This is a genomic window from Peribacillus sp. NPDC097264 (assembly GCF_050277925.1).
Classification (GTDB): Bacteria; Bacillota; Bacilli; order Bacillales; family DSM-1321; genus Peribacillus.
Window position 1 is genome coordinate 18,282 of record NZ_JBNNSR010000011.1, and the last position, 12,948, is coordinate 31,229.

The following is a 12,948-nucleotide window of genomic DNA, read 5'->3' on the forward strand; positions in this document are numbered from 1 at the left end:
CCAAACAGCACTACTGCTTATCCATGCTTTACACGTAACCGTTCACGAATGATCTCAATTGCTTCATCCACATTTTTAGCCTGGATTGTGATTTTTCGATCATCGGGAAAATGGTCGGCAGTATGTTGATACATAGGGTCATAGTAGTATTCAAGTAATAGTGCGACTGCCGACGAATAGTTACCGGATTTCAAATCATTTTCTATTTGAGCAGCAATGGGAGTATGAATCCGTCTTTTAATCCTTAAAAAGGCTTCTAGACACTCCTGTTCGTGTTCCCAAGGTTGATAGTCCTCTAAAATATGAAGAACTCTTTCTTCTATGGGTAAATCGATGAATACCTGTATTCCTTGTTCCTTTTTTGCTAAAACGGAATCGGGAATTATGACTTTACCAATCCTTTTACTTTCTCCTTCAATAAGAACAAAAGGTGATTGCTGAACTTTTTGGACGCTCTCGAGAAGTAATGAATCGAACTTTTTTTGATTATTCGGTTCCAGACCAATCTGGCCAAAAACAGACCCTCTATGATTTGCCATACCTTCAAAATCTAAAATAGGGTATCCATCTTCCCTAAGTCGATGCAGAATCGTCGTTTTTCCTGTTCCGGTAAAACCGTTCAATACATAGGCTTCGGGTTTCATGTCCAGTGTTTCTAAGTGATCTACCACCCAGTTACGATAGTTACGATACCCTCCATCCAATCGAAGGGCTTTAATTCCCATTAAGGATAGGACAGTGGCGGTGGTCCTGCTTCGCATACCCCCACGCCAACAAAAAACGGCTTTTTTGCCTTCTATCTTAGCAAAATCCTTTATAAACTGCGGTAATTTTACTGAAATAATTTCTAGACCTCGTTCTTTAGCAGCCTGGGCACTCACTTGTTTATACAGCGTTCCAACCTCTGCTCTTTCTGCATCATCAAAAAACGGTATATTTAAACTGCCAGGAATGGTGGCATCTTTATATTCAGATGGGGAACGTACATCAATTACCGTGAGTTCTTTCTTATCCTTTAAATCGAGCAATTCATCAACTGAAATATCTTGGAACACAATGTTTCCACCTTTCTGGATCTGTAAGAAAAACTTGAATATCTTCAAGCGTTGAGAAATGAGAATGGAAGAAATCAGCTTTCGTCGATTTCTTCCAAGCAAATTTTTCGTTAATTATATGACAACAATGTGTCCTGGATTCTCTTCGGTAACTTCACCAATTATTGCGGCTTCCACTCCTGCATCTAGTAAATCGGATAATAATGCATCTGCTTCTACACCTGCTACGGAAATCAAAAGTCCTCCAGATGTTACGGCATCACATAATATCCATTGATCTATCCGATCCATTGTTTCTGGGAAAGTGACATCACCTTGAAGATGGGCAAAGTTATTTTTTGTTCCCCCAGGCACGGCACCAGTTTCAGCTAGCTCTTTAACCCTCGGCAATATCGGCACTTGGGCATGATGGATACGAAGGCCGGTATTACTTCCTTTTGACATCTCTGAAGCATGCCCTAATAGACCAAAACCAGTAACGTCCGTACACGCATGGACATCATAGGATTCCATCGTTTCTGAAGCTATTTTATTTAACGTGGACATTACTTTTGTAACGTGGGCGATTTCTTCCTCTGTTAGAAGGTCCCTTTTAATCGATGTCGTTAAAATGCCCACACCAATAGGTTTAGTCAAAATAAGTTTATCCCCTGGTTTTGCCCCTGCATTTGTACGGACCTTGTCAGGATGAACAAGCCCCGTCACGGCAAGACCGAATTTTGGCTCATTGTCATCGATTGAATGTCCCCCGACAAGAGTGGCACCTGCTTCTTTTAACTTATCTCCTGCACCTCGTAAGATATCAGTCAAGACTTGTTTGTCCAATTTGGAAATTGGGAAGGCAACAATATTTAGCGCAGTTAGCGGTTTCCCCCCCATTGCGTAAATATCACTGATGGCATTGGCTGCCGCAACTTGTCCGAATGAATATGGATCATCAACGATGGGTGTGAAGAAATCAACGGTTTGTACAATCGCCAATTCATCATTTAAACGATAAACACCAGCATCATCACTTGTATCTAAACCAACTAATAAATTCGGGTTAGGAAGAGTAGGTGGTAAACCACGTAAAACCTGAGCCAAGTCTGCTGGGCCGATTTTACAGCCACAACCTCCTTTTGAGGATAATGAAGTAAGCTTAACACTATTTGAATTTGTCATAATTAAATCAACCTTTCTTTTCGTCTTAATTATTATAAAACACATAGTCAATAAAAGCATAATTCAGGCTTAAATTTGTGAAATTTACTATTTCACCAAAATAAATTAGAGATTAGTGGTATAATATATTGTCTTTTGAAATTTTTTTATTTTATTGGGAGGTAACCATGTCACAGCTAAGACCTACTCTACATGAACAACACTCGTCAAATACTAAAGCTTTGTGGTTTATCGTTTCATTTTTAGTAATCGCTATTGTAGGATTACTTTATATAAAATGGTGGCCCTATTATCAAAAAGGGATGCTAGCAGCCGATACACATTCCATTGGAACATCTATTTTGGGAGACCAGTCAAGCGCCACCCTATCATGGAAATCTGCCTGGGATTATGCACAGGTTTATTTTTCGTCCGTATGGAAAGCGGCCATACTAGGAATCCTGCTCGGCTCTTTGGTACAAGTCTTATTACCAACACAATGGCTTCTTAAATGGCTTGGGAAAACATCGTTCGGCAGCACATTCATCGGAGGGCTAGCTTCGGTCCCTGGTATGATGTGTACTTGTTGTTCAGCCCCAGTGGCGGTTGGACTACGTAAAAAAAATGTCTCGGTTGGTGCAGCTTTAGCATTTTGGATTGGAAATCCAACCATCAATCCTGCGACGCTTGTCTTTATGACATTTGTTTTATCATGGAAGTTCACGTTGATTCGCCTATTTTTCGGACTGATTTTAACTTTCGGAATCAGCTATTTAGCTAATCGCTTTGTTAAAGACAAACAACCGGTTGATATAGACCAGATAATAACGGACACTGAACCTACTGGAAACTTCCTTTCTAGATGGTTAAAAAGTTTAGGAAGTATGGTTCTTTACATTGTTCCTGCATATGTTCTATCTGTATTGCTTATAGGGGCTGCGCGTGTTTGGCTATTCCCTCAAGTAGACTCATCTACAAACGGTCTAATCGCCATTGTCATCTTTGCAATAGCCGGTATGCTTTTCGTTATACCTACTGCTGCTGAAATTCCAATTATACAAACGTTTATGTCTTTAGGACTTGGTGGAGGACCTGCTGCTGCCTTGCTACTAACACTACCAGCAATCAGTCTACCATCTTTAATACTTGTCGCTAAGTCATTCCCTAAAAGAGTCCTATTGTTTGTCGTGGCCTCTGTAGTGATTCTTGGAGTTATAAGTGGATTGGTAGGAATGGTCCTCTTATAAGCATGATTTTAATCGTTATTAAGTATAGTTTTTTTGGTAAAATCAAAGAACGGAATGGATTAGCTTAGGGCTAGTTCAATCCGTTCTTTTTTTACATCTCTTCTGTATGAACATTATCCCCATCTGACAACCCTCTAAACGTGAAAAGACTTGGACGATATAAGATCTGTCATAATCTAGAGGACTACCACTTAAGTTACCTTTTCTTTTGCCCCACTTCAAAAAAAACCCACAGAGAGAATGAAACTCTCTGTGGGTTCTCTTAAAAACAGGCCGACTTCTCAATTACTTTTCTTTTATTTCCTGGAGTTCAAACCTTATGGTCTTTTTATTAGAAGAATCAACAGATTCCTTTAAAATCTGACCTACACCCTTTGCATAATAGGTAAGATTGTATTCATCTGAACCATTTTCAGTCGTTCTAACCTTTACGACGTTATTAAAGGTTCCTGCTGGAGTTGTAACCGTTTCATCAACAGATTCAATGTTGAAAGTAAAAGGCTTGACATCCCACTTTTTGCCCACCTCTACCGGGTAAGCCAGTAGTTTATCGTCACCGTAAAATAAGCCATACTTGTTTTCCTTCTCTAAATAAGTATCCGCTCCATACCATGTATCATACCCTTTAGATGTTCCAATAAAGCTTAGTTCAAATTTAATATCTTTCTTTTTCTTTGCATTGTATTCCTGGACTATATATACTTTTTCCGTATCTTTCAGATAACTTGAATCTTTAGAAATTACAGTCGTATCAGCAGCTTCTTCAGAATTATTATCCGAGTTAAAAACTACCTTAGACACAAAAAACATCAATATAACAATTATAATGAGTGAAAGTGCAATTATGAGTTTTACTGGTTTTTTCAACGGTATCTTCCTTTACTCTAACTTTTTATTTTTTAAATCTTTTCAATCTTACCATATAAATATGATAGTGATAAAGTAAATACCATTTCTGTTTATTATTCCAGTATATATCATGTCATTTAATCATTTATTCCATTATCTTTGAATAGCTAAAAGGATATAAAGGTATATTGTTTTAAAGGAGTGAATACAGGTGGAATTAAATTTAGTAAAGCAAATTTTTGAAGATACAGGCTTTCATTCATTATATGATAAATTCAGCTATCAACTTTATGTAACAGGATTATTCGACCTAGTAGATCAACAATCCATTATTGAAAAATTTCTGGATTCGTATGATTTCAATGAAAATCATACACTCCTTTTTGATGATTTCTCTTATTTCTTTAGAAGTTTTCATTACTCCCTTCAAAAGGCTGAGTATTGTTCTATTCTACAACCTGAATGGGATTAACAGTCCTACTTTAATGAAAAAAGTACCAAAGATGTACTGACGAGTTATGTATTCGACCATTAATTATCTAGTGTGAATACGGTATTGGACCAAACCCATGCTAGCTAACCTTTTTTAGATCCAGCCTTTTTCCTGAAATAATCATAGAGATATTCATTAAGTTCTTCATGCTCTATTCAGTGATCAAAATAATTATTCAAAAAGTGAAATAAGCCAAGGCATCTTTGGGAAAGTGCTTGGCCTATTTTGGTATCGAATTTTCAAGTGAAAATAATTGTATTCCCTATAGAACTTATTGAACTTTAGAGGTATATCCATTCGCCCTCTTTATAAACGTTACAACGACTCGCCAAGGATCATTAGCTTTTCTTGGGTGACGGCATATCCTTTTGTTCAAACGACTGATGAACTCATGGGTTGTTAATGGATTATACTGCTACTAACTATAAGTATAGAAACCTTTTCCTGTTTTCCTTCCATATTCTCCATTAAAATATTTTTCTTTGATGACCCTTTGCGGCTTTTTTGATTCGTCGCCAGTTTCTTCATATAGGATTTGTCTGATATAATAATTCACATCAATTCCGGTTAAATCAAGCAAAGCAAACGGACCTATCGGGTGATTAAGCGCTTTCTTACAAGCAAGATCAATTTCCTCTACAGTCGCTACATCATTTTCTAGTAAATAAATTGCTTCATCAATTAGTGCACCCAAAATTCTATTAGCGACAAATCCGGAAATTTCCTTTTTTAATAAAATTGGAGTCTTGTTGATTTGTTTTACAAACTCAACCGCAGTGGCCGCTGTTTCGTTTGACGTATGGAGCCCCTTTACAACCTCCACCAATTCCATTACTAGCACAGGATTAAAGAAATGAAGATTACATACCTTGTGTGGACGCTTTGTCGCATCCGCTAGTTTCGAACTTACAATCGTCGAGCTATTCGTCGCGATAATCACATCCTCTGAAACCAATTTGTCTACTTCGGAAAATAATTGCCGTTTTACTTCCAAATTTTCCACAATGGCTTCAATCACAAATTCTGTATCGTTTAGTGCTTCTTCTAAAGACGTTACAAAATGCAGTCTTGAAAAAGCTTCTTCCACTTCTTGAGAAGATAATTTACCTTTGAGTATTCTTTTTTTCATATGACCATTCAATGATTCTTCTGCTTTTCTTAGGCTTTCTTCACTAATATCTCTTAAATAAACATCTATACCAGCAAGGGCTGAAACCATCGCAATTTGTGATCCCATAGCACCTGATCCAATGACAGTAAGGCGATTGATTATTTTTTTCAAAAACTCACTCCTCATGTTCTTTAATTTTATGATTAACAATGCGTGAAAGTTGTACGTTATTTATAAAATGCTTTGACACATTTTCTATCCTTCTTCAAGTGGAAGTATTTATCCCTTCCGTTTAGAGACTTTTTGAGCCTCATTTAAACCTATAGATTACCTGCATGAGTTAAATGTTAGTAGATTCTTTCTATAATAGTTCCATTAGCCATCCCACCACCTTCACAGATAGCTTGAAGTCCAAATCTACCACCAGTTCTTTCGAGTTCATGCATCATCGAAACCATAAGACGAGCACCTGTAGCACCAAGAGGATGACCTAAAGCAATTGCGCCACCATTTGGATTCAATTTTCTAGGGTCTGCTTCCATTTCTTCTAACCAACACATTGGAACTGACGCAAATGCTTCATTCACTTCATATACATCCATGTCTTCAATCGTTAGTCCTGCTTTATTTAATACTTGTTTAGAGGCTTCAATAGGTCCCGTCAACATTAAGATAGGATCAGAACCAATCACTGCACGGGCAGCGATTCGGAACCTAGGTTTAAGCCCTAATTCCTCCGCCTTCTCCTTGGACATAAGTAGTAATGCTGCGGCGCCGTCACTCATTTGACTTGAGTTGCCTGCATGAATTTTTCCATCCTCCGCAAATGCTGGTTTAAGGGTTCCTAGTTTTTCAATTGTTGATCCTTCCCGTGGACCCTCATCTTGTTTAACCTTGATAACTGTTCCGTCTTCAAGTGTGACCTTTAGAGGCATAATCTCCCTTTCAAACTTTCCTTCTCTTTGGGCATTCAATGCACGATTATGACTTTCTAGAGAAAACTCATCTAACTGTTTCCGGGTAAATTCCCATTTGTCTGCAATCTTTTCCGCAGACAACCCCTGGTGGATCATGTCGAAGCGAGAAGTCAGCATCTCACTCCAATCGGTATTTTTCCGCGATGATCCCATTGGGACACGAGTCATACTTTCCACACCGCCAGCGATCACAATATCCATATCCCCACTCATAATTGCTTGCGCCGCAAAATGTATCGCCTGTTGACCAGATCCACACTGGCGGTCAATTGTTGTCCCTGGTACCTGAATTGGAAAGCCTGCCATTAAGGCAGATATTCGGGCAATGTTATATGTTTGTTCTTCTATTTGGGTTACACAACCCAATATGACATCTTCTACGAGACTAGTGCTTATGCCCGCACGTACTACTACTTCGTTTAAAACATGAGCAGCTAATTCGTCCGGACGAATAGAACTGAGAACCCCTTTTCGTTTTCCAACAGGAGTCCGAACTCCCTCTATAATGACCACTTCACGCATATACATTCCTCCTAGTATGGATACTTAATAACTTTTATATGAAACTATTACTTTATTATTTTTTGTTACTCCAATACTTTAGATGAGACATTTTCAATAATTGTTTCCGATTTAAGATGGTTTACTCTTGCTATTCGAATCTCCTTATACCACCTTTCTATTGGCAAGTCACCAGCAAAACCAGCACCTCCATGAATTTGTAAGACATCATCCACAATTTTTGAAGCAGTTTCTGTAGCCTGAAGTTTCGCAGTTTGAGCAATTAGCTCCCAATCCTCTTCATTCTTATCGATCCTTTTTGCAGCATCTTGCACTATTAATCTAGCCGATTGCAACGAGATATACGCTTTCCCGAGCATATTTCGAATTGTTGGAAATTCAGCAAGCGGTTTTCCTCTCGTAATCCTCTTTTTCGCGAATTCTTTCCCATATTCAATAGCTTGAACGGAAACACCTAAGCATTTTGCGGCAAGTAAAACTTGTGATTCGGCTAACCACTGTTTTATAAATCTCGTTCCATCACCTATCGCACCAATACGTTGATTGTCACAAATTCGTGTTTGATTAAAAATAATAGAGTGTGCAGAATGTACATCAATTAAAGTCATTTCTTTCCTTTCCAATTGGTCAACAGAATCTAATAGAAAAAGAGTTGGTTTAAGCTCTCCACTTTCAAGTTGACAATTTACAAGGATAACACCAAAACCCGATGTATCTAGGTTTTGTATATAGGACTTTTCACCAGTGATGATCCAACTGTCTTGATCTCGAATAGCTGAAGTGGTTAATTTGGTTAAATCATTATCTTCAGCTTTCTCCCAAACTGCGATAAAACAGCCTTTTTCAGTTTTCATGGCAGGCTTTACAAAATAGTCCCGCTGTTTGTTCGTACACTCAGTTAAAAAACTTGGAAATGCCCCTCCGAACACATCTGCAGCTGGATGGTAAAGACCAAATGGGTGCTTGGAAGCTTCCTCTACTAATTTCGTTCTATCAAGTAAGGATATCGCCGCGCCGCCCCATTCCTCATTTGTACCGATTCCATCTAAACCATAATCATCAACTACTTGTTTTAAACGTTTAACGATTTCATTCGACAACTCTTTTCTATCTCTTTTGAATGACTTCTCAGCATCTTCTGCATAATCGCATAAAATGGATGATAAAATTTCTTTTACATTTTCTATCTCCGGTTTCAATAATTCGTTAGCCAAGGTCATTCCACCCCCATCATAATTTGGATTATTTTCTTAACTAATGGATACAGAAGAGTCTCAGCGAAGAATTTCTTTTCTCTGCGCCTTAGTGGCTTGTTCTAATAAATTCTTGATGCCTATATGCAATTTTCCAAACCGCTTATCTTTTGCCTCCCCGATTTTCCAACGATAATAGATTTGCTGAAGAATCACGGCAATTTTGTAAAAGGCGAAAGTCAAGTAATAGTCAATATGTGTGATATCCCGACCGCTTTTTTCACCATAAAGTTCTAATATTTCTCTTCTGGTAAAAAATCCAGGATTCATTGTAACGGATGATAACCCTGTCACTTTATCATCGGATTCGGTCCAATAGGCAAGTGTTGTACCTAAGTCGGTTAGTGGATCACCAATCGTACTTAACTCCCAATCAAAAACACCAATTACCTCTCCCGGGTCATAAGCTGCAAACATCATATTATTCAATTTAAAATCGTTATGAACAATGGTTGGCGAAAGAGAAGGTGGTATATTATCAAGAAGCCAATTTTCCAAAGAGCTGACAGCAGGAATATCATTTGTTTTCGCTTGGTGGAACCGCTTGATCCACCCATTCACCTGTCGACCTAAATAGCCATCTGGATAACCAATGGTATCTAACCCAGCAGTTTTATAATTAACAGCATGCAATTTGACTAGTGTATTAACCAAAGCTTTTGATGCACGTTGTCCTACGTTTTCCTTATTTTCATATTCATTTGGGATAGTTTCATCAAACACACACCCCTCTTTTTTCTCCATCACATAAAAGTGGCGTTCCATAATATTTGGGTCCGCACAGTATAAATATGGCTTTGGTGCAAGCGGGAAAGCACGATTCAATTTTTCAAGTATTTCGAACTCTCTTTTCATATCATGAGCCTTGGGAGGAATGGGACCAAATGGTGGCCTTCTCAAAACTCCTTGCCAGTCCCCAATAGAAATAAGGTAAGTTAAGTTCGAATATCCTGCTGAGAATTGGTTTACCTCAAGGGGGGAAGAACTGAGCCCTTGTATTTCTTGACGGAGATACTCCTCGACAATGGACCAATTAATCTCATTGACTTGTAGTTTGCTCATATAGTTTCTCCTTTGATTGGTAATTCTTTAATACCTGTCGAGCAACCACCATTCGGTGTACCTCATCCGCTCCATCATAAATTCGAGCGGCTCTTGCTTCTCTATATAACCCTTCTAGTGGTGTATTTGGCGTCAATCCCAACATTCCTAGATTTTGAATAGCTCGGTCGATGACATTATTTAAGACTTGAGCACCATATAACTTAGCAAGTGAAACTTCTTTCCTTGCTTGGTCCCCTTGGTCCATTTTCCAGGCAGCTTGTAGTGTTAGTAATCTGGAAGCCTGAATTTCTGCTTCTGAATCTGCAAGATCGTTTTGAATAATTTGCGAATCTGCCAGTGTTTTAGCCCCATCTTTTTTCGTTAAAGAATAGGCTATCATTTCATTCAAGGACCGTCGTGCTACACCTAGCCAGCGCATGCAGTGGGTAATCCTCCCAGGACCTAATCGAAGCTGAGCTAGTTTGAATCCATCTCCTCGTTTCCCCAGCAAATTATTCTCTGAAATTCGGCAATTATGAAACCGAACTTCACAATGTCCTCCTATATAATGATCTCCCATGACAGGAACTTCACGCACAATCTCAAAGCCTGGTGTCCCAGTATCTACAAGGAACAAGCTCGTGCGATGATGAGGCTCGGCTTCCGGGTCTGTTACGACCATCACAATGGCAAAAGCAGCTCCCTCTGCACCAGTGGTAAACCACTTATGGGCATTGATGATCCACTCGGTTCCATCTTTTATTGCTGTTCCTTGGAGTGTTCTTGGGTCAGAACCTGATACTTCCGGCTCCGTCATAGCAAAACAGGAACGAACTTCATAATCTGCCAGTGGCTTTAAATATTTTTGTTTTTGTTCCTCAGTCGCTGCATGAACTAAAATCTCACCGTTACCAGCATCAGGAGCCATTGAACCAAAAACATATGGGCCGATAGGACTTTGACCAATCACTTCTGACAGCAATCCTAATGAGACAAAACCCATTCCCATTCCACCTACATCCTTTGGTAGATGTCCAGCCCATAAACCATTATCTTTCACAATTTGTTGTAATGGCTTTAAGATTTCCTGAGGTAATCCACGATGCGGGATCATATATTTTTCATTTGGAAAAACATAATTGTGCATAATTTCGGTTGCTTTATCTACCATTGCTTTTTGCGCTCCATTTGGGGTAAAGTCAAACAAGATTATCCCTCCTTTTGTTTTTTTCTTCATTTATTTCATGATAGGGAAACATTGCCTCCCTAAAGAGAATACTTATTGAGCCAACCATCCACCATCTATATAAATCGTTTGCCCCGTGATAAAACTGCTAGCCTCCGAAGCTAGCAAAATAACAGCACCAGCTATCTCTTCTGGCTCTCCTAAACGATTCATCGGAGTCTTCCCAATCAGTTTGGCCCGGACCTTTGGATTGCTTAATTCTTGTCTATTCAACTCTGTTTCAATGTAGGCAGGGCCAATCGCATTCACTTGAATGCCATGTCTTACCCATTCAAGCGCCAGTGATCTTGTTAAATTAATTACTGCAGCTTTACTTGCCGTATAAGGAGCTATCCCATAATCACCGACAGCCCCCGCTACAGAGGCAAGGTTGATAATTTTCCCATACCCCTGCTCTTTCATTACCTTCCCCGCAGCTTGACAACAGAAAAACAGCGATTTTACGTTTAAATCCATTACCTTATCCCAATCATTCTCGGAGATATCGAAAGCTAGCTGCGTATGGGAGGTTCCTGCATTATTAACTAAAATATCGATTTTTCCGAAGTGTCTTACTACTTTCTCCATCATTTCTTTGGTTGCTGAGATATCTCGAAGGTTCGTTGGAATACTGATTGCCTCTCTTCCGTACTCTTTCACTTCGTTAACCACTTCTTTATTTTTTTCCTCATCTCGACTGACGATAACAATATCTGCACCAGCTTCCGCTAGCGCTAACGAAATCGCTTTTCCTAATCCGCGGTTGCCTCCAGTCACTATTGCCACTTTATTCTCTAAGTTAAATCTTCTCACTGATTCACATCCTTTTTTATTATTAACTAGAAGCGAATTTCCCTCCTTTACAAACAACGAGGCTAGATCAGTAATCTAAGTAACAAAAGAAAAAATTTTACACCTTATTGGTAAGAACCCGTAAAATTAGGTTTTGTTTTGTCAATGAAAGCACGAACCCCTTCTTGATGATCCTGTGTATTAAATACAATCCCTTGGACCATAGCTTCTTCATTGAGAATATCCTCCAATGAAGATTCCATACTGTGATTTAACATTGTTTTGGTTAACCCAATGGCAATAGGCGGATTAGCGACAAATGAATTCGCTAAGTCGGTGCAAAAATTCAACAGATTATCTTCCTCAACAACTTCTAGGCATATGCCATACTCTTTCGCTTCGCTTGCGGAAAGAATTCTATCTGAGAACGCAAGCTCCTTTGCTCTTGCCATCCCAACAATTCTTGGTAAATGATAGAGTGCCCCTAGATCAGGAACTAGGCCAACTTTATTAAAACTCAATCCAAATTTGGCCTTAGAGGAGGCAATCACAATATCACATGCGATTGCAATGCTGAATCCCGCTCCGATAGCAAAACCATTAACCGCCGCTATTACGGGTTTTTCCATATTAACCAATTCCTTTAGAAAGGAACTATGCTTTTGCATATATTTTCTCCCGCTGGCTGCAGAAGTCACTTTTGAAAACCCCTTTATATCGCCACCAGCACAAAAGGACCTCCCATTTCCTGTTAGAATAACAGCACGAATAGAAGAATCATTTTTTATAGAATTGAAGAAATGGTTCAACTTCTCAATGATTGCACCTGAAAGGGCATTGAGAGAATTAGGTTCATTCAGAGTGATTGTGGCTATCCCATTATTTACTTGCATTATGACCGCTTCATTTTCCATTGTAGTGCTCCCTCCCGGAAAGCTTTTTTAAACATGATAACCGCTCTTGTTGAAGTTTTTCCATTAAGTAATAAAATCCTTTACCTTCTTCTCCTAATAGATTTTCAGCTGGTACACGAGCTTCACCAAAGATGAGTTTAGATGTATCCGAAGAGTGTTGGCCAACCTTTTCTAACTGGCGTCCTTTAGAAAAGCCAGGCGTATCGCGTTCCACCTATCGGAACCCTTCTGTAATCATTGTAGTACCATCAGTAGTTCTAACAATTCGATTTCTCAAGGTAATCGGTCCCAGAGTAAAAGGAGAAAATTAATGTTGGTGTTTT

12 protein-coding genes and 1 pseudogene are annotated in these 12,948 nt (G+C 39.0%); 2 read left to right on the top strand and 11 right to left on the bottom strand.

Annotated features, from left to right (window positions below; translation table 11 throughout):
- Positions 1 to 17: 17 nt before the first annotated feature.
- Positions 18 to 1,055, bottom strand: a complete 1,038-nt coding sequence (mnmH, locus tag ACQKL0_RS16995) for a tRNA 2-selenouridine(34) synthase MnmH (protein ID WP_427688750.1) — start codon at positions 1,053 to 1,055, stop codon at positions 18 to 20.
- A gap of 114 nt (positions 1,056 to 1,169) precedes the next feature.
- Positions 1,170 to 2,219 (bottom strand): selenide, water dikinase SelD, encoded by a 1,050-nt coding sequence (selD, locus tag ACQKL0_RS17000; protein WP_427688751.1) that lies wholly within the window; start codon positions 2,217 to 2,219, stop codon positions 1,170 to 1,172.
- Positions 2,220 to 2,386: 167 nt separating this feature from the next.
- Here selD and ACQKL0_RS17005 point away from each other — a divergent pair, with 167 nt between their 5' ends.
- Complete coding sequence (locus ACQKL0_RS17005; protein ID WP_427688753.1) at positions 2,387 to 3,445, top strand: permease; 1,059 nt, start codon at positions 2,387 to 2,389, stop codon at positions 3,443 to 3,445.
- Between the two features lie 285 nt (positions 3,446 to 3,730).
- Here the strand turns inward: ACQKL0_RS17005 and ACQKL0_RS17010 are convergent, their stop codons facing one another.
- Positions 3,731 to 4,312 carry a hypothetical protein gene (locus ACQKL0_RS17010; RefSeq protein WP_402868781.1) on the bottom strand — a complete coding sequence of 194 codons (582 nt, stop codon included), beginning with the start codon at positions 4,310 to 4,312 and terminating at the stop codon, positions 3,731 to 3,733.
- A 193-nt stretch (positions 4,313 to 4,505) separates the two neighbouring features.
- Here ACQKL0_RS17010 and ACQKL0_RS17015 point away from each other — a divergent pair, with 193 nt between their 5' ends.
- Positions 4,506 to 4,766 carry a hypothetical protein gene (locus ACQKL0_RS17015; RefSeq protein WP_402868783.1) on the top strand — a complete coding sequence of 87 codons (261 nt, stop codon included), beginning with the start codon at positions 4,506 to 4,508 and terminating at the stop codon, positions 4,764 to 4,766.
- A 439-nt stretch (positions 4,767 to 5,205) separates the two neighbouring features.
- Here the strand turns inward: ACQKL0_RS17015 and ACQKL0_RS17020 are convergent, their stop codons facing one another.
- The 8 genes and pseudogenes from ACQKL0_RS17020 to ACQKL0_RS17055 form a co-directional block, all read right to left on the bottom strand.
- Positions 5,206 to 6,069, bottom strand: a complete 864-nt coding sequence (locus tag ACQKL0_RS17020) for a 3-hydroxyacyl-CoA dehydrogenase family protein (RefSeq protein WP_402868785.1) — start codon at positions 6,067 to 6,069, stop codon at positions 5,206 to 5,208.
- 176 nt (positions 6,070 to 6,245) lie between these two features.
- Positions 6,246 to 7,397: a thiolase family protein gene (locus ACQKL0_RS17025; RefSeq protein ID WP_402988383.1), complete on the bottom strand. Its 1,152-nt coding sequence runs from the start codon at positions 7,395 to 7,397 to the stop codon at positions 6,246 to 6,248.
- Positions 7,398 to 7,462: 65 nt separating this feature from the next.
- Complete coding sequence (locus tag ACQKL0_RS17030; protein WP_427688755.1) at positions 7,463 to 8,611, bottom strand: acyl-CoA dehydrogenase family protein; 1,149 nt, start codon at positions 8,609 to 8,611, stop codon at positions 7,463 to 7,465.
- Between the two features lie 60 nt (positions 8,612 to 8,671).
- On the bottom strand, positions 8,672 to 9,712 hold the full coding sequence (locus tag ACQKL0_RS17035; RefSeq protein ID WP_427688756.1) for a phosphotransferase family protein: 1,041 nt from the start codon (positions 9,710 to 9,712) through the stop codon (positions 8,672 to 8,674).
- Positions 9,690 to 10,901 carry an acyl-CoA dehydrogenase family protein gene (locus ACQKL0_RS17040; protein WP_427688757.1) on the bottom strand — a complete coding sequence of 404 codons (1,212 nt, stop codon included), beginning with the start codon at positions 10,899 to 10,901 and terminating at the stop codon, positions 9,690 to 9,692. The genes ACQKL0_RS17035 and ACQKL0_RS17040 overlap by 23 nt, the downstream gene beginning before the upstream one ends.
- A gap of 72 nt (positions 10,902 to 10,973) precedes the next feature.
- Positions 10,974 to 11,732 (bottom strand): SDR family NAD(P)-dependent oxidoreductase, encoded by a 759-nt coding sequence (locus tag ACQKL0_RS17045; RefSeq protein ID WP_427688759.1) that lies wholly within the window; start codon positions 11,730 to 11,732, stop codon positions 10,974 to 10,976.
- A gap of 104 nt (positions 11,733 to 11,836) precedes the next feature.
- Positions 11,837 to 12,625 carry an enoyl-CoA hydratase/isomerase family protein gene (locus tag ACQKL0_RS17050; RefSeq protein WP_427688761.1) on the bottom strand — a complete coding sequence of 263 codons (789 nt, stop codon included), beginning with the start codon at positions 12,623 to 12,625 and terminating at the stop codon, positions 11,837 to 11,839.
- 37 nt (positions 12,626 to 12,662) lie between these two features.
- A pseudogene (locus tag ACQKL0_RS17055) lies at positions 12,663 to 12,839 on the bottom strand (acyl-CoA dehydrogenase family protein); the annotation flags it as partial.
- Positions 12,840 to 12,948 lie beyond the last annotated feature (109 nt).

Excerpts from the sequence above, each read along its gene's own strand:
- selD (WP_427688751.1), bottom strand. The coding sequence starts at position 2,219 with ATGACAAATTCAAATAGTGTTAAGCTTACTTCATTATCCTCAAAAGGA.
- ACQKL0_RS17005 (WP_427688753.1), top strand. The coding sequence starts at position 2,387 with ATGTCACAGCTAAGACCTACTCTACATGAACAACACTCGTCAAATACT.
- ACQKL0_RS17025 (WP_402988383.1), bottom strand. The coding sequence starts at position 7,397 with ATGCGTGAAGTGGTCATTATAGAGGGAGTTCGGACTCCTGTTGGAAAA.
- ACQKL0_RS17035 (WP_427688756.1), bottom strand. The coding sequence starts at position 9,712 with ATGAGCAAACTACAAGTCAATGAGATTAATTGGTCCATTGTCGAGGAG.
- ACQKL0_RS17050 (WP_427688761.1), bottom strand. The coding sequence starts at position 12,625 with ATGGAAAATGAAGCGGTCATAATGCAAGTAAATAATGGGATAGCCACA.